This is a genomic window from Egicoccus halophilus (genome assembly GCF_004300825.1).
Lineage (GTDB): Bacteria > Actinomycetota > Nitriliruptoria > Nitriliruptorales > Nitriliruptoraceae > Egicoccus > Egicoccus halophilus.
Genome location: NZ_CP036250.1, coordinates 40,590 through 55,677 on the forward strand (window position 1 = coordinate 40,590; position 15,088 = coordinate 55,677).

At 67.7% G+C, this 15,088-nt stretch carries 13 protein-coding genes, 3 pseudogenes and 1 other annotated feature; of the genes and pseudogenes, 4 read left to right on the plus strand and 12 right to left on the minus strand.

Annotated features, from left to right (window positions below; all coding sequences use genetic code 11):
• Nucleotides 1-4 precede the first annotated feature (4 nt).
• Complete coding sequence (locus ELR47_RS00225) at nt 5-1,174, minus strand: MFS transporter (protein WP_165403737.1); 1,170 nt, start codon at nt 1,172-1,174, stop codon at nt 5-7.
• Nucleotides 1,175-1,340: 166 nt separating this feature from the next.
• Here ELR47_RS00225 and ELR47_RS00230 point away from each other — a divergent pair, with 166 nt between their 5' ends.
• Nucleotides 1,341-2,948, plus strand: a complete 1,608-nt coding sequence (locus tag ELR47_RS00230; RefSeq protein ID WP_130648059.1) for an FAD-dependent monooxygenase — start codon at nt 1,341-1,343, stop codon at nt 2,946-2,948.
• Nucleotides 2,945-3,883, plus strand: a complete 939-nt coding sequence (locus ELR47_RS00235) for an NAD-dependent epimerase/dehydratase family protein (protein WP_165403738.1) — start codon at nt 2,945-2,947, stop codon at nt 3,881-3,883. The genes ELR47_RS00230 and ELR47_RS00235 overlap by 4 nt, the downstream gene beginning before the upstream one ends.
• Nucleotides 3,884-3,901: 18 nt before the next feature.
• On the opposite strand, the gene ELR47_RS00240 is transcribed toward ELR47_RS00235, so the two are convergent.
• From ELR47_RS00240 to ELR47_RS19270, 5 genes and pseudogenes are all read right to left on the minus strand, one after another.
• Entirely contained in the window at nt 3,902-4,600 is a 699-nt protein-coding gene (locus tag ELR47_RS00240) for a class II aldolase/adducin family protein (RefSeq protein WP_130648061.1), read from the minus strand.
• Between the two features lie 81 nt (nt 4,601-4,681).
• Nucleotides 4,682-6,235: a tripartite tricarboxylate transporter permease gene (locus tag ELR47_RS00245; protein ID WP_130648062.1), complete on the minus strand. Its 1,554-nt coding sequence runs from the start codon at nt 6,233-6,235 to the stop codon at nt 4,682-4,684.
• A gap of 2 nt (nt 6,236-6,237) precedes the next feature.
• Complete coding sequence (locus ELR47_RS00250) at nt 6,238-6,825, minus strand: hypothetical protein (protein ID WP_130648063.1); 588 nt, start codon at nt 6,823-6,825, stop codon at nt 6,238-6,240.
• 195 nt (nt 6,826-7,020) lie between these two features.
• Nucleotides 7,021-8,259 (minus strand): tripartite tricarboxylate transporter substrate-binding protein, encoded by a 1,239-nt coding sequence (locus ELR47_RS00255; protein WP_130648064.1) that lies wholly within the window; start codon nt 8,257-8,259, stop codon nt 7,021-7,023.
• A 479-nt stretch (nt 8,260-8,738) separates the two neighbouring features.
• A pseudogene (locus tag ELR47_RS19270) lies at nt 8,739-8,855 on the minus strand (ATP-binding protein); the annotation flags it as partial.
• Between the two features lie 55 nt (nt 8,856-8,910).
• Between ELR47_RS19270 and ELR47_RS00265 the strand changes: the two are divergent.
• Nucleotides 8,911-9,225 carry a transposase gene (locus tag ELR47_RS00265; RefSeq protein WP_130648066.1) on the plus strand — a complete coding sequence of 105 codons (315 nt, stop codon included), beginning with the start codon at nt 8,911-8,913 and terminating at the stop codon, nt 9,223-9,225.
• A 14-nt stretch (nt 9,226-9,239) separates the two neighbouring features.
• The gene (locus ELR47_RS00270; protein ID WP_420811111.1) at nt 9,240-10,244 is read left to right on the plus strand and encodes an IS3 family transposase; all 1,005 of its coding nucleotides are present in this window, start codon (nt 9,240-9,242) and stop codon (nt 10,242-10,244) included.
• On the opposite strand, the pseudogene ELR47_RS00275 reads toward ELR47_RS00270, so the two are convergent.
• From ELR47_RS00275 to ELR47_RS00305, 6 genes and pseudogenes are all read right to left on the minus strand, one after another.
• A pseudogene (locus ELR47_RS00275) lies at nt 10,204-11,399 on the minus strand (IS3 family transposase); the annotation flags it as partial. The gene ELR47_RS00270 and the pseudogene ELR47_RS00275 overlap by 41 nt on opposite strands.
• Nucleotides 10,984-11,100: a sequence feature (AL1L pseudoknot), on the minus strand. (Overlaps the previous pseudogene by 117 nt.)
• A gap of 55 nt (nt 11,400-11,454) precedes the next feature.
• Nucleotides 11,455-12,095 (minus strand): annotated as a pseudogene (locus ELR47_RS18770) (IS110 family transposase); the annotation flags it as partial.
• Between the two features lie 169 nt (nt 12,096-12,264).
• The gene (locus ELR47_RS00290; RefSeq protein ID WP_130648070.1) at nt 12,265-12,543 is read right to left on the minus strand and encodes a hypothetical protein; all 279 of its coding nucleotides are present in this window, start codon (nt 12,541-12,543) and stop codon (nt 12,265-12,267) included.
• A 68-nt stretch (nt 12,544-12,611) separates the two neighbouring features.
• On the minus strand, nt 12,612-13,121 hold the full coding sequence (locus tag ELR47_RS00295) for a 3-phenylpropionate/cinnamic acid dioxygenase subunit beta (protein ID WP_205745364.1): 510 nt from the start codon (nt 13,119-13,121) through the stop codon (nt 12,612-12,614).
• A gap of 32 nt (nt 13,122-13,153) precedes the next feature.
• Nucleotides 13,154-13,414 carry a hypothetical protein gene (locus ELR47_RS00300; protein WP_130648072.1) on the minus strand — a complete coding sequence of 87 codons (261 nt, stop codon included), beginning with the start codon at nt 13,412-13,414 and terminating at the stop codon, nt 13,154-13,156.
• Between the two features lie 60 nt (nt 13,415-13,474).
• A complete protein-coding gene (locus ELR47_RS00305; RefSeq protein ID WP_165403740.1) occupies nt 13,475-14,863 on the minus strand; it encodes an aromatic ring-hydroxylating oxygenase subunit alpha in 1,389 nt (462 codons plus the stop codon).
• Nucleotides 14,864-15,088 lie beyond the last annotated feature (225 nt).

Genomic DNA, 15,088 nt, shown 5'->3' on the forward strand with positions numbered 1-15,088 from the left:
CCGCTCATCGCCGCGCTGGATCGACCTCGGGGAACTCGGCGGTGAGCACCGCCCCGGCGCTGCCCGCCAGCATCAGTCCCATGGCGACGAACACGGCCGGGACGCCCGCGGCGCCGCCCACCGCTCCCACCACCACGGGCAGCAGGAGCTGACCGCCCCGGTTGCCCGTGAGACGGATCCCGAGGGCGATGCCTCGCCGTTCCGGCGGCACGGCCTGGGACACCCACGCGAGCGACATCGGCTGGCCGAGGCCGAGGCCGAAGCCAGCGAGCGCCATCAGGGCGAAGCCCAGTGCGACATTGGCGGACCAGGGCAGAACCGTGAGGGCGATGGCGGGGACGACCAACCCGTAGAGGAAGAGGTTGCGGCGGCCCAGCGCGCGCAGCATCGGCATCAGGAGCAACCGCGAGGCGCCCGAGGCCGCGGCCCGAACCGCCAGCAGGGCTCCGACGGTGGCAGCCGAGAGTCCCCTGGCCTCACCGTAGACGGGGACGTACGCGACGAGGATGTCGATCGTGGCCATGACCGCGATGCTGACGGACATGGCCTGCGGCATCGATGGCAGGCGGAGGACGACGCCCGCCGAACGAAGGAGCGAGCCGCCCGTCCCGGCTCCCGGGCGACCGGCGCTCACGGAGGGCGGAGGCCGGCGCACGAGGGACACGGCCATCACCAGCAGCGGCAGGACGAACACCTGGCTCGCCAGGAACGCCAGGGTCGTGCTGCCGGTGCTGGTCAGCAGCACGCCGGCCGCGAACGGTCCCGCCACCTGACCGATGGAGGCCGCGAACGCGAACATGCCGTAGTGCGCGTCGCGGCGCTCCGAGGTCGTGCCGTTCGCGATCAGCGCCTGGATCGCGATCAGGCAGAACACCTGCCCGAGCCCGAGCAGCGCCTGCGCGACCGCGAGGACACCGAGGTTCGGCGCCGCCGCCAGCAGTCCGATCGTGGCCGCGAGCACCAGCGCACCGAAAACGATGAAAGTCGACGGCCCCCGGCGGTCGATCCAGCGGCCGGCCGGTATCGCGAGGGCGAACGACAGCACGGCATACGAGCCCGCGATGAGGCCGATCTGGGCCACCGTGGCCCCCAGTTCGAGCGCCCGGTAGGAGACCAGGGGCCGAACCAGGTCCAGGGTCGCGGTCAGCAGCACCACGCCGACCAACGTCCGCATGAACCAACTCGTTCGCATGATCGACGCCTCCGCCTGCCGGGTCGGGACGGCATGACTCTACGCGCAGATGGACTTTAGAACTAAAGGTCCGACCGATAGGCTGACGCGCGGGAGCGCGAGTCGGGCCGGTCGGGCAGGCAGGGCGCGCCGGAGGCAGGAGGCCGCCATGGGGAACCACGATCACGAAGTCATCATCGTCGGCGGGGGCCCGGTCGGCGTCGGGCTGGCCATCGCCCTCGGCCAGCGCGGCGTCGACTGCGTCGTATTGGAGCAACGCACGGAGCTGTCCCCGATCCCGAAGGGGCAGGGGCTCGCACAGCGTACCATGGAGCACTTCCACTTCTTCGGCGTCGAGCCGGAGATCCGCGCGGCACGCACCATGCCGCGTGGTCACCCCATCGGCCAGATCACGGCCTACGGCTCACTGATGAGCGACTTCTGGCACGCTCCGGCCGGACGAGAGGTCGTGCGCAGCTACTACTTCCAGGCCAACGAACGCCTTCCGCAGTACCGGACCGAGGCGGTGCTGCGACGACGGCTCGACGAGCTGACGAACGTGACCCTGCACCTCGGCGCGGTCGCCACCGAGGTCACGCAGTCCGACGACGGGGCCCGGGTCGAGGTCGAGATCGACGGTGAGCGCCGGTGGCTCAGCGCTCGCTACGTCGTCGGGTGTGACGGCGGCCGTTCGATGGTGCGTGAGCACGCCGACATCACGCGTCACGGCACCGACTGGGGCGAACTCGTGTCGTTGATCGTGTTCCGTTCCCGCGACCTGCACGAAGCGCTGGAGCGGTTCCCGGCTCGCTCGACCTACCGGGTGATGCATCCGGCGCTGCAGGGCTACTGGCAGTTCTTCGGCCGGGTCGACGTGGGCGAATCGTTCTTCTTCCACGCCCCCATTCCTCACGGAACCGACCTCGAGCACTTCGACGCGCTCGCACAACTCCGCGAGGCGGCCGGTTTCGATCTCGATGCCACGATCGACCACGTCGGGTTCTGGGATCTGCGGGTGCAGGTCGCCGACCGCTACCGCCGGGGCAACGTCTTCATCGCGGGTGACGCCGCCCACACCCATCCGCCCTACGGCGGGTACGGGCTCAACAACGGGATGGAGGACGCCGTCAACCTCGCCTGGAAGCTCACCGCCGCCCTGCGCGGCTGGGGCGGTGAACAGCTGCTCGACTCGTACACCGAGGAGCGACAGGCCATCTTCTCCGACATCGGCGAGCGACTGATCGGAGGATGGATCGAGCACGATCGCGAATGGCTGGCGACCTACGCTCCCGAGACGCACCCGGACTTCCAGGAGCGGTTCGCCGACTTCGCCGACAGTTTCGGCCGCAAGGTCTCCACCTTCGAACCGCACTACGAGGGTTCGTCGGTCATCGTCGGCGCCCCCGAGGGCGGGGTCAGCAGCGCGCTGGGAGAACACACCTACCGGGCGCGCCCGGGTCACCACCTGCCGCCGCTGCGACTGGCAGACGACCGCAACGTCTTCGAGGCGCTCGGCGCCGGGTTCGCGCTCATCGCGGTCGGAGCCGCCGATGCGGACCTCGAGACGTTCGAGGAGGCCGCACGGGCGACCGGCACCCCGCTGCACATCGTCCGTGATCCGGCCGGTGGCGAGACGCAGCAGTTCGACGCCGGGCTCGTCCTTGTCCGTCCCGACCAGTACATCGCATGGACCGGCGACACCGTCCCGGCCGATCCGGGAGCATTGCTCGCCCGCGTCACCGGCCGCGGAGCCATCACGACAGGAGCGACGGCATGATTCTCATCACCGGCGGCATGGGCTTCATCGGGCTGCACACCGCTCGGCGGCTCGTCGACCGAGGCGAGCGCCTCGTGCTGACGCAGTTCCGACGCCGACGGGAACCGGCGTTCCTGTCCGAGGAATTCGGCAGAAGTGTCGCCGTGGAGCAACTCGACGTCGTGGACAAGGAGGCGCTCGAGGCGCTCGTCCGGCGGCATCGGGTCGACAGCATCATCCACCTGGCGGTGCCCGGGCTGGGTGCGCTCGACGCCGCGGCGGAGTACCGCACGAACACCGAGGCGCTGCTGAACGTGCTCGAGGTCGCACGCGACATCGGCGGCCGGGTGACGATCGCCAGTTCCGTGGCGGTCTACTCCGGATGCGACGACGGGCCGTTCGTCGAGGACCGTCCCCTGCCCGTCACCTCCGCAAGCTCCACGGAGGCCTACAAGAAGGCCGAGGAGATCCTGGGGCTGCACCTGAGCGGTCCACTCGACATCGACAGCCGCTACCTACGGATCGCCCAGATCTACGGTCCGCTGTACCACAGCATGCGCAATCTGCCCAGCCGTGTCGCCCACGCCGCCGCGCGTGGGGCCGCGCTCGAGCTCCATGACGCGGAGCGCGCGAGCTCGGCGGCGCACCGCAGTGCCGATCTGTGCTACGTCACGGACTGCGCCGAGGGCATCGCACTCGCCCACACGAGCGACCGGCTCAACCACCGGGTCTACAACCTCGGCGCTGGCCAGGGCGTCGCACCAGCCGACGTCATCGACGCCGCCCGGGCCGCAGCCCCGGACGCCGGCCTCCCGCACGAAGGTGCCGGCACGGCTGACCACCAGCAGTACATGTCCATCGATCGACTGCGCGAGGACACCGGCTACTCGCCGGCCTTCGACATCGGTCGCGGCATGGCCGCCTACATCGACTGGCTACGCAGCAACGACCTCTGACGCGGCGCGGGCCGTCCCTCACCAGAGGTAGTGCGCGCCCTTCTCCAGATAGTGGTTCCAGATCTTGGACGCCCGACCCGACGGGCTGCCGAAGCTCGCTCGCAACGCCTCGATCTCGTCGTCCTCGAACGGCAGGGGCGTGCCGACCATCGACGCCTGGATCTGCGCCTTGGCGTTCTCCTCCAGGTCGAGGCAGTTCGAGAAGAGCTCCTTGACGCTGCCTCCCACGACCACGGTCCCGTGGCCACGCAGCAGGCAGACCAGGTGGTCGCCGAGCGTCTTCGCCAGCTCCTCGCCCTGCGCCTGCGACCGGATGTGCGTCCCGTCGCGATGCACCGGTACGCCGTCCGCGATCCGCTGGGCGAAGTTCCGCATCGGGCGCATCGGGACATCCACGGTGGAGAACACCGTCGAGTGGAGCGGATGGCCGTGACAGACCGCGTGCGCGTCCGGGCGGGCCCGGTAGACGCCCGTGTGCAGCGCCGTCTCCGAGGGCAGCTCGCCGTCGCCCTCGACCAGGTTGCCGTCGAGGTCCGCGACCAGGAGGTCTTCGGGGCGCAGGACCGAGCGTCCGACGAGCCGTGGTTGGATCAGCATGTGGTCGCTCCCGGGGATCCGCGCGCTGACGTGCCCGCTGAAGTCGATGATCCCCTCGGGGACCATCAAGCGGGTGCACGCGGCGACCTGCTCGCGCAGTTCCATGTTCGTCAGGGTCATGCTCGTCCCATCTTTGCGTTGTCTCGCGGCACCGCCGGTTGGCGGTCGCCTGCGCGCCCCACGGCGGGCGCTGGGCGTCTTTCACCCACGGGGTGCGGAGTCCTCATTCTCCGGCGCCCGGGCCGCAGCTTCGCTCGGCCCGCTTCGGCCACGACCGAACCGTTGCCTGAGAATCGGGAAGGTGAGCGAGAGCACGGTCGTGATCAGGATCAGCTGCACGAGTGGCCGCTGCAGGAAGCCCCAGCCATGGATGTTGTAGGAGAGCATCAGGCCGCGCTCGGCGAGGGGTGCGAGCACGAAGCCGATGACGAGGGTCGCGCGGCTGTAGTCGTGCTTCTTCATGAAGTAGCCGAGCGCCCCGAAGATGAACAACACGAAGATGTCGCGGATGTTCAGTCGCGTTGCGTAGGCACCGAACAGCGACACGCACAGGATGATCGGGGCCAAAATGGATCCCCTGGTCGACGCGAGTTTCGTCAGCGGCCGCATGAGCGCCATGACGAGACCGGTCGACAACACGCTGGACAGGACCAGGATGAAGATGATCAGCCAGACGATCGACAGCCCGTCGCCCTCCATCATCGATCGTCCCGGCTGGATCCCGAGCATCACCATGGCGCCAAGCAGGATCGCCATCGAGGAGCTGCCCGGGATCCCGAAGGCCAGGGTCGGGATGAACCCGCCGCCATCCTTCGCATTCGTGGCGGCATCCGCGGCGATCACCCCTTCGATCGCGCCCTTGCCGAACTCGTACTCCGTCTTGCCCTTCATTGCCTTGGCAACGCTGCCGTACGCGATGAACTGGGAGGCCGCCATGCCGAGACCGGGGAGCAGACCGACGCCCATGCCGACCATGGACGAGCGAAGCGTCGCTGGCCAGTGGGCGAAGACGTCACGTATGCCCTGCTTCAACTGGGACCGCTCGCCGGGCGCTGGCGGTTTCGCCGTCGGAATGAGCCGCCCCCCGCGACGCATCAGGGCCATCATCTCCGCGAACGCGAACAGGCCCAGGAGCATCGGCACGAGCGGCAGCCCGTCCCACAGGTAGTACGAGCCCATCGTGTAACGGGTCGCGCTCGTGGCCGGCTCCAGCCCCATGAGCCCCAGCAGCATGCCGATCCCGCCGGAGAGCAGGCTGCGCGAGAACGAGGCCTCGCCGACGTAGCCGATGAAGACGATCGCGACCAAGGTCAGCGCGAAGAACTCCGGCGGCCCCAGGCTCAGGACGATGGGCCGGACCGCGGGGATGATGACCACCATCGCCATCGCACCGAAGATGCCGCCGACCATCGAGGCCGTCAGGCCAGCCGACAGTGCCCGCTGCCCTTCGCCGCGTCTGGCCATGGGGTGGCCGTCGAAGATGGATGCGACACCGCCCCCGGACCCCGGAACCGCGAAGTAGATTGAACTTACGGTGTTGCCGGTTCCCGTCGCCGTCGTCGTCGCGACGAGCAGGGCCAGCCCCGGCACGAGGTCCTGCACCACAGCGAACGGGACGATGAGCGCCAGCATGAAGGGGCCACCCAGCCCCGGGATCACCGCGATGAACTGCGAGTAGACGATCCCGATCACGACCATGATGAGGACGCGATAGTCGAACAAGAGGCCCAGGCCTCCCAGCATGGCCTCGAGCATGGTCAACCGCCTAGGAGAAGTGGAAGGAGCTCACGCGCCACATACCCCCGATAGACCTGGGCACGCAGCAATTGGACGAAGAAGAAGTACATGAACCCTGCGGTCGCGGCTCCGACGAACAGCGAGAGAAGACGCCCTTCCCTGCCGATGAGCAGCATGTAGCCCGTGACGAACACGAAGGTGGCAGCCACCAGGCCGAAGAGCCAGAACGTGACGAACAGCACGGCCAGCACCACGAACACGCGCCGCTCGCTCATCGCCGGCACGGCGTCGCCGTCGCTCGCCTCGACGCTGTAGCGGCCGCCCTGGTCGGTCTGCCCGCGCGCAGCGGGACGGGCCCCGAAGGCGTTCACGAGGCGCCGGACATCGCCGACCAGCGCCGACAGTCCGAGCAGGACCGCCGGCACACCCACGATCAGCGGCATGTATCGGCCGGTGGCGGTCAGTTCGAAGGCGAAGTACACGAACAGTCCGGAGGCGACGACGAAGGCCAGCGTCAACAGCAACCGCTGGATCGCACCCACTCGTTCGGACTGGTGTGACGGAGGAGTTTCGGACGTCGTCTCGACAGCATCCGGCTCGTGCGGCATCTCCCTGCCTCTTCGGGAACCCCAACGACGTGGGGCCGTCTTGATGTACTGGACAGCGTGTGCGTGAAGTGGTTCCCCCGGCGGCCTCGCCTGGTCGCCGGCTCGGGCCGGGCCCGGCCCCCGTTTCGGCGAGACGTGCTGGCGCGAAAAGAGCGGGCGGTGAGCCGGATCGGCCCACCGCCCACCCCGCGACGATCAGTCCTCGCCTTCGGCGGTGACGGCGATCAGGAAGTCGCGGTACTCGTCCGGTGCGTTCAGGACGACCTGGACCTCATCACGGAACCAGGCACCGTTCTGCACGTTGAGTTCACGCTCCTGTTCTTCCATGACGGCGTGGAATTCGGGATTGTTCAGCGCGCGCTCGATGGCCTGTTCGAGGTAGAGCAGCCGGTCCTCGGGGATGCGCGACGAGGCGACGATCCCGCGAGCCGAGCTGTAGACGCTGGCGTGCGCCTGCAGGATCTCGAGCAGGTCCGGGTCATCGACGTAGTCGAACACGCTGTGCAGGGTGTCCGGCGCACCGTCGGGCATGTTCCCTGGCTCGATGAAGGCCAGCACCGGCTGGGCCTCGCCGGCGCGGTACTGGGCCAGCGCACTGCCGATGCTGCCGGCGAGCATGTCGATGTCACCGGCGGACATGGACAGGTTCATCTCCGCGCTGCTGCCGTAGCCGCTGACGACATCCATGTTCAGGTCGAAGACGTCATCGAGCAGCGCCAGCGTGAAGTGCGGTGACGACCCGAAGCCCGTCAGCCCGTAGCGCAGCTGCCGATCCGCCGCGAGCACGTCGTCCCACGTCTCGAACGGTCCGTCCTGAGCCACGCTCACCGCCGCAGGCTCGTCCACGAACACGCCCAGCCAGGCGATGTCCTCGGCTTCGAACTCGACGGCGTCGTTCCCGGTGAGCAGGTGCATCAGCACCCCGGCCGTCGGGATGTTGGCGATCCGTGTCCCGTCGGGGTTGGGCTCGTTTGCCCAGCGGTTGGTCGCCAGCATCGCGCCTGCGCCGGGTTCGTTGGAGATGACGACGTCCGCGCCGAGCTCTTCGGCCAGGAACGGCACGAAAGCGCGGGGGTAGGCATCGTGACCGCCACCCGGGTCATAGGGCACCACCCAGGTCACCGTGTTGCCCTCATAGAAGGCCGCGGCGTCGCTCAGGTCGATCTCGTCGGATGCCGCGTCGGCATCGGCCTCCGGTTCGTCGCCCTCGGGCTTCTCTGCCTCGGGTGCCTCGGGCTCTTCGGCGGCGGGTGCGGCCTGGTCTTCCTCGCCCGCGCCACCGCAGGCCGCCAGCAGGAGCGCCAGTGCGGCCCCTCCCGCGGTGAAGCGGCCGAGCCTCCGTCGTTTCGTCCCCGACCTTCTGTTTGCTGCTCTCATGGGTTCACTCCGGGTGGAACGGTGTAGGGATACGATCCACTGCTCACGACCGGACAATTCCGAGCTGGCCCGGTCTGGTCCGACGTCGGCGCTGACGGCCGGGGAGAGCGCCGCGACCCGCCTGCGGGCCGTCGCGGTGCGGCGGCCCGGGGCACTACGTCCCGGCGGAGCGAGCCCTGCCGGTTCTCCCGCGACCACTCTGGTCTATAGGTTAGACCTTGTCAATAGTTTGCTCCGACAGTGGTCGTAGCCTGCATGCGGCGCGCAAGCTGTGCACGAGCTATCCCACGGTCGTAGCTGTCAAGCGTCATGCGGTGTGCCCAGGCGGTGTGTTCGTCGTAGGGGGTGTGGTGTCGGAGGCAATCCGTGGAGGTCCCGAGGAGCCGGTTGCCCAGGGCACGGAGGGCGCGGTGGTGGGTTCGCCTGCTGCGCGTGTCAACGGCCATTTCGAGCTCACTGCTGGCGGCCATGAGATCTCCCCGCTGGCGGACACGAGTTCTCCCCGCTGGCGGACATGAGTTCTGCCCGGCCGGAGGTCAAGCCAAGGGCGTCACCCCCTTGCCGTCGCGGGCTTGTGCGAACCGGTACGAGTCGCCTTCGGTGACCACGACGTGGGCGTGATGCATGAACCGGTCGACCGCGGCGGTGGCGATCGGGGCGGTGGACCTCCCCCCTGCAGCCGGACACCCTGGATGACAGGATGTCCGCATGGGACACGACAACGAACGACGACAACCAAGACCGCGCCGCAAGTTCTCCGACGAGTTCAAGCGCGACGCGGTCGACCTGGTGCTCACGACCGGCCGCCCGGTCGCGGAGGTCGCCGCGGAGCTGGGGATCTACGACTCCACGCTGGGCAACTGGGTGCGTCGCCACCAGGACGAACAGGCCGCCGGCAGCGGCATCGCACCTGACGAGCGCGCCAGATTGAAAGAGCTCGAGGCGGAGAACGCCAAGCTTCGGATGGAGCGTGATCTGCTCAAACGAACCGTGGCCTTCTGGGTGAAGGAGTCACCGCAGTGACGCGCTATCGCTGCGTGGCCGCCCGGAAGGCCGAAGGGTTCAACGTCAACGCTGCCTGCGCCGCCGCCGGTGTGTCGCGATCGGCGTTCTACGCCTGGCTCGAGCGCGGCGAGGGGCCGACCGAGGCGGAGTGGGACGAAGCGCGGCTGATCAACGAGATCCGTGATCTGCACGCCGCCTCGGACGGGACCTACGGCGAGCCGCGCATGACGGCGGAGCTCGTCGAGAAGGGGTGGGTGCTCAACCGCAAGCGCACCGCCCGGCTGATGCGCCAGGAACGGCTGCAGGGCCATCGTCCCCGGCGTCGTCGGTCGTTGACCAAAGCGGATGAGGCCGCGCCGGCGATCGAGGATCTGGTCGGCCGTAGGTTCCAGCCGCAACTGCTCGACACCGTCTGGGCCGGTGACATCACCTACGTCCGCACCGGTCAGGGATGGCTGTACCTGGCCACCGTGATCGACCTGGCATCCCGGCGGCTGATCGGCTGGTCCATGGGTGACCGCCACGACGCGACGCTGGTCGTCGATGCGCTCGAGATGGCGGTCGCCGCCCGTGGGCGACGCAAGATGGACGGCACGATCTTTCATCACGACCGCGGCTCGGAGTACACCTCCGAGACGTTTCGAACCGCGTGCCGCGACCTGGGTGTCACCCAGTCGTGCGGGCGGACCGGCTCGTGCCTCGATAACGCGGTTGCTGAGAGCTTCTTCGCGACGTTGAAGGTTGAGCTCATCCACCGGCTGCACCTACCGACCCGAGCCGCCGCCCGCCGGGCGATCTTTGTCTGGGTCCATCGCTACAACCATCGACGGCGGCACTCCACGATCGGGATGATCCCGCCAGCCCTCTACGAACAGCACCAACGGCAGACCCAGTCGCTACCGTCGACGGTGGCCGCATATGCCGGTGTCCGGCCCGCGGGGGGGAAGTCCACGGGTCATTGGATTCCAACCGGCTGGTTGGTCTCGCTGCGTGACGGTAGTGGGCGTCTTCGTACTCGGTCGGTGGGATGTCGTTGAGGGTGCCGTGGAGGCGGACGGTGTTGAACCAGTTGACCCAGGTGAGGGTGGCGAGCTCGACGTCGTCGACGGACTTCCAGGGGCCTTGCTGGCGGATCAGCTCGGTCTTGTACAGGCCGTTGACGGCCTCGGCCAGGGCGTTGTCGTAGGAATCGCCGACGGAGCCGATGGAGGGCACCGCGCCGATCTCGGCGAGCCGCTCGCCGTAGCGCAGCGACGTGAATTGACTGCCCGCATCCGAGTGGCACACGAGTCCTTCGAGCGTGGTGCCGCGTGAGAAGCGGGCCATCTCGAGCGCGTCGAGGACCGTCTGGGTGCGCATGTTCGACGCGCACCGCCAACCGACGATCATGCGTGAGAACGCGTCGATGATGAAACACACGTAGGCGACCCCGGACCAGGTCGGTACGAAGGTGAGGTCGGTGACCCACAACTGGTTCGGACCGGCAGCGACGAACTGGCGGTCCACCAGGTCGGGGTGCCGGTCGGCCTGCCCGTCGGGGCGCGTGGTGCGGACCTTCTTCGACCGGTTCACCCCACGAATGCCGAGCTGGCGCATCAGACGCGCCACTTGGTCTCGTCCGACATCATGCTCGGCACGACGGGCGGCCTTCCACAGCTTGCGGGCCCCGTAGACCCGGAAGTTGTCCTTCCACAGCTGCAGCAGCGCCGGTTTCAGCACCGCGTCACGCTGGGCCCGCGCGGACGACGGCCGGGTCTTGGCGGCGTAGTAGGTCGACGGGGCGATCGGCAGCACCTGGCAGATCGGCTCGATCCCGTAGACGTCTTTGTGAAGGTCGATGTAGTCGACCATCACCGCAGTGGGCGGTCGAGCTCCGCCGCGAAGAAAGTTGCTGACGACTTCAAGATCGAGTTCGCGCGCCGAAGCTCACGGACCTCCTGCTCCAGCTCGGCGATCCTCGCCTTGTCCGCCGACGTTGTCCCCGCAGCGGCGCCGGCGTCGATGTCGGCCTGCTTGACCCAGCCGCGCACGGACTCGACCCCGTAGCCGAGCTGATCGGCGACCCGCTTGACCGTGCCCTGCGAGGTGCCGAGCTCCTCCCGGAGCGCATGCACCATCCGGACCGCCTGCTCCTTCTCCCGCGGCGTGTAGCGCCGCGACTGCGGCTTGCCTGAACTCCCCATCGTGGACATAGCTCCTCCTTGGAAACCAAGGTTAGGAGCCTCCACCAGAACCAGGGTGGATCAGGTTCGGGTCATCGCCGAACTCAGCGAGCACCCGGGCGCCGAGGATCATCCCGAGCCCTGGCAGGGAACGGATGATCGTGGCGTCCGAGTGCGCCTCAAAGTGTTCGCTCAGTTGTTGCTCGAGCTGGCCGATCTGGGTCTGCAGCGTGTCGATCACCGCAACCAGAGAGGCCAGGGCGGTGCCCATCGCATCAACGACGAGCACCGGTGCTTCGAGCTGCTCGCTGCGCAGCGCGGTCTGGATCTCGATGACGCGCTTCTCGATGTTGCGTTGACGGCCGCCACGCCGTAGCGCCGCAGCGATCTTCGAACGTGACAGCCGCCGACCCTGAATCGGGGTCGGGACCACCTTCAACACGGCACATCGCTCGACGACAGATCGGGGAACGCCTCGAGCGCGCCCGGGGAGAACTCCCGCAGCGCGGAGCGCAGCTGGTTGGTCTGCCGCTGCCGGGTCCACACCAGGCCCTGATGGGCCCGCGCCAGCGTCTTGACCGCTTCAGCCAACTCGCTGTCACCAGCGACCGGCCGGTGATTGTGACGGTCGGTACGGGTCAGATCGGCCAGCACCTTGGCATCCCCCGGATCGGACTTCGCGCCCGAGGTCGAATGCCGGGTCCGGTAGCTGCGGACAGCTCTCGGTCCGAATCGGCGAGCCTAATGGGTGTCGACCGTCCGGCGTTGGTGCATGCCCGACGCCGCACCGCTGCCGACACGGCCGAGGCCGTGTCGCCGAGCGCGGCACACGACAACGGACCCACGAAACCAGTTGACCGTCACGGGCTGGGGCGCGGGTCCGGGCCACGGAAGGTCAGGGACGCCTGCCGCGCCAGGGGTGGGGGTCATTGCCGCGCGAACGGAAAAGCGCGGCGATGCGGTTCCAGAACATCTCCGGCTCGATGAACAGCACGTCACCCTCCTCGGAGCGCACCGCGACGGGGTCGCCCCACGCATCGGGGTCGCGGTGGGCATCGTCGGGGGCCGCGGCCGCGGAACCCGGGATGGCTTCCATGTCGTTGAGGAAGTCCGCGATCGCCTCCGGGTCGGCGAACCATGCCTGGACGACGGCGTTCGATCCGCCGTCCACCATGACGAGCGTGTTCTCGTCCTCATGGTGGCTGCGCCACTCAATGCGTCGTGAAATGATCGCGCCCCTTCTCAGAAAAACGTGTTGATGACCTTGGCCAGGAGCACGTTCTGGGCCAGCAGGATCTTGCGCTTCGCCACCTTGAAGCCGGTTCCCGGGTCGCGACGCAGGATGTCGTAGCGGCGCCCGACGAAGTGATTCACCTCGTCCGCCAACCGGTTCTGGTAGCAGAAGAACTTGCTGTTGACGTGCAGTTCGTCCCCATCGACTTCGACGATCTCGACGTTCGTGACGATGTGTTCGAACCTCGAGACGGGTTCCTCAGCCCAGTGGACGCCGGTGTTCAGCTGTCGAATCCGACCGGTGAGGATGTCCTTGCCTTCGTCGAAGTACGAGATCTCGTTCTCCGGGTCGGACTCCTCCAGATCCCAGTCGTTGTACTTGACGTTGCGACGGATCGGCGCGAAGTAGTGGATGTCCTCGGCGAGCAGGTCGAGCCACTCGGTCAACCGCCGCTCGTCCAGCAGGCGTGCCTCGAGGAACAGGAAACGCTCGACCTCCAACTGCAGTTCGGGCGTCACGGCCGTCGTCGGCGGAGCTTGCTTGAGATCTGTCACTTCGCGTCCTCCCCAGGGATCGAGACAACCGAGTCGACGTCGGAGTAGAAGACGGTTTCTTCCTCGCCAACCCGCGCTGGATCATTCGGGTCGGACGTGACTTCGATCATCACGAACGCACCGTCACCGGGGTTGGCGAGGATCTTTCCCTCCGACCCGTCGGTCATCCTGAGCGTGAGCCCTTCAGGCAGATCACGGAACACCTCGGCCCCGTGCATGCCTTTCAGGTTGTAGTCGTTGTCGGCGCTTGCGCCCATCCATCTACTCCCGGGTGGCATCGTCTCGGCGCCGCACGCCGTGACGGCAGCGGTTTGCATTCACCAGATGCGGTGGTTGGCGTCGGCGAGCGCGGGGTAGAGCTCGTCCCACGTCTCCGCCTCCATCATGGCGACCCAGCGACTGAACCGCGCTCGATGAGCCTCTTCGGTCCTGTGGTCGTTGAAGACGAGCCCCGGGTGCATGTCCTCGCGGGTCTTGCCGCGGCCCAGGCCGTTCGCGAAGTTGTAGTTCCACTTCTGGGCTTCCGCGCCGAGGCTGGCCGGGTAGACGTAGTTCCAGTTCTCCATGTCGTCCGACTCGGTACAGCCGGTCGGCCCGTTGTAGCGCATCACGTAGTGCCGGACGGCGTCCTTGACGACTTTCGGCGCGTTCTTGTCGACACCGAAGAGGCTCCAGCGCTCGACCACACCGAGTTCGTGCGGATGCCAGATCCGCCACCGCCACGCATCCATGATGAAGTTCGGGAAGACGCAGATGTGCCCGGCGTCGTGGCCGGAGGCCGGAGCGATCCGGTCCTTGTACTTCTGCTGCTTCTTCTGATGCATCTCGCGGAAATAGTCGTCGACGCCCTCCTCGTACCAGCCGTCGACGTAGTCGGCGACCCCTGGCACGTGGTAATCCGTCCACGCTCCGCCGTGGCCGAGGTTGTGGTCACCGACCACGTAGGTCGTGTTGGGCAGCAGGTTGCGTTTCTTCTGCCGCTCGCCGCCTGCCAGAGTGCGCATCGGGCCGATTGCTGCCGCGTTGACACTGCGGTGCGTCAGCGCGGCGTGCTCCGGGTCGCGCGACGACGTGAAGGCCGGCACCTTCCAGTTGGTCGGCAACCGCCACCGCTGCCACGGCTTGAAGACCTCGAGACCGTTGTCCTCGCCGTCGCTGCCCTCGCACATGTAGCGCACCGCTTCGGCGAACGGTCCGAGATAGTCCTCGAAGGATGGCGCGTCCTTGTCCCATGTCGCCCACAGGGTGCCGTAGTAGTTCTTGAATTGTGCGACCTCGACGAGGCTCCACTCGTCCTTGTTGAGCGCGCCGGCGTAGGAGTCCGGGTGCTTCTGACCCGCGGCGCCGACGAGCGTGCCCTTCGAGTCGTAGGTCCAGGCATGGAACGGGCAGGTGAAAACCAGCGCGTTGCCCTCGTCGTAGCGGCACACCTTCTCGCCACGGTGGCGACAGCTGTTGAGGAAGGCACGGATCTGCTTGTCCTTGCGATCCCGTACGAGCAGCACCTCCTCGGTGCCCATCCTGGTCAGCACGAAGTCGCCAGGGTTGGGCACGAGCGTCTCATGGCCGAGGAAGAGCCAGCAGCGACGGAAGATCCGCTCCTGTTCCTGTCGGAAGATGTCCTCCCGCGTGTAGAGCTCGCGGCTGATCGTGCCGTTCTCGGCATCGATCAGCCCTCGCAGCGAGTCGGTCCTTGTCGCGGGCATACGGGGCACCTCCAGACGACCAGCAGGGTCAACGGTCCTACATTCGTACCTTGCAATTACCATAGCGACCCGTCCCACCGTTGCCAACCACAGCGACGGCGCTGTGCCCCTGCTCGCGCGGGCGGATGCGGCGAGCGCGTCGCGTGCGGTCTCGCATGGTCTAGGGTTCAGACCAGATGCGTCGCCACGGGGTCTCGGCCCGGCGCCGTGCGGGACCGTCGCACC

Coding starts and splice junctions, on each gene's coding strand:
- ELR47_RS00225 (WP_165403737.1), bottom strand. CDS start 1,174: ATGCGGACGTTGGTCGGCGTGGTGCTGCTGACCGCGACCCTGGACCTG.
- ELR47_RS00230 (WP_130648059.1), top strand. CDS start 1,341: ATGGGGAACCACGATCACGAAGTCATCATCGTCGGCGGGGGCCCGGTC.
- ELR47_RS00235 (WP_165403738.1), top strand. CDS start 2,945: ATGATTCTCATCACCGGCGGCATGGGCTTCATCGGGCTGCACACCGCT.
- ELR47_RS00240 (WP_130648061.1), bottom strand. CDS start 4,600: ATGACCCTGACGAACATGGAACTGCGCGAGCAGGTCGCCGCGTGCACC.
- ELR47_RS00245 (WP_130648062.1), bottom strand. CDS start 6,235: ATGCTCGAGGCCATGCTGGGAGGCCTGGGCCTCTTGTTCGACTATCGC.
- ELR47_RS00250 (WP_130648063.1), bottom strand. CDS start 6,825: ATGCCGCACGAGCCGGATGCTGTCGAGACGACGTCCGAAACTCCTCCG.
- ELR47_RS00265 (WP_130648066.1), top strand. CDS start 8,911: ATGGGACACGACAACGAACGACGACAACCAAGACCGCGCCGCAAGTTC.
- ELR47_RS00290 (WP_130648070.1), bottom strand. CDS start 12,543: ATGGTGGACGGCGGATCGAACGCCGTCGTCCAGGCATGGTTCGCCGAC.
- ELR47_RS00300 (WP_130648072.1), bottom strand. CDS start 13,414: ATGGGCGCAAGCGCCGACAACGACTACAACCTGAAAGGCATGCACGGG.
- ELR47_RS00305 (WP_165403740.1), bottom strand. CDS start 14,863: ATGCCCGCGACAAGGACCGACTCGCTGCGAGGGCTGATCGATGCCGAG.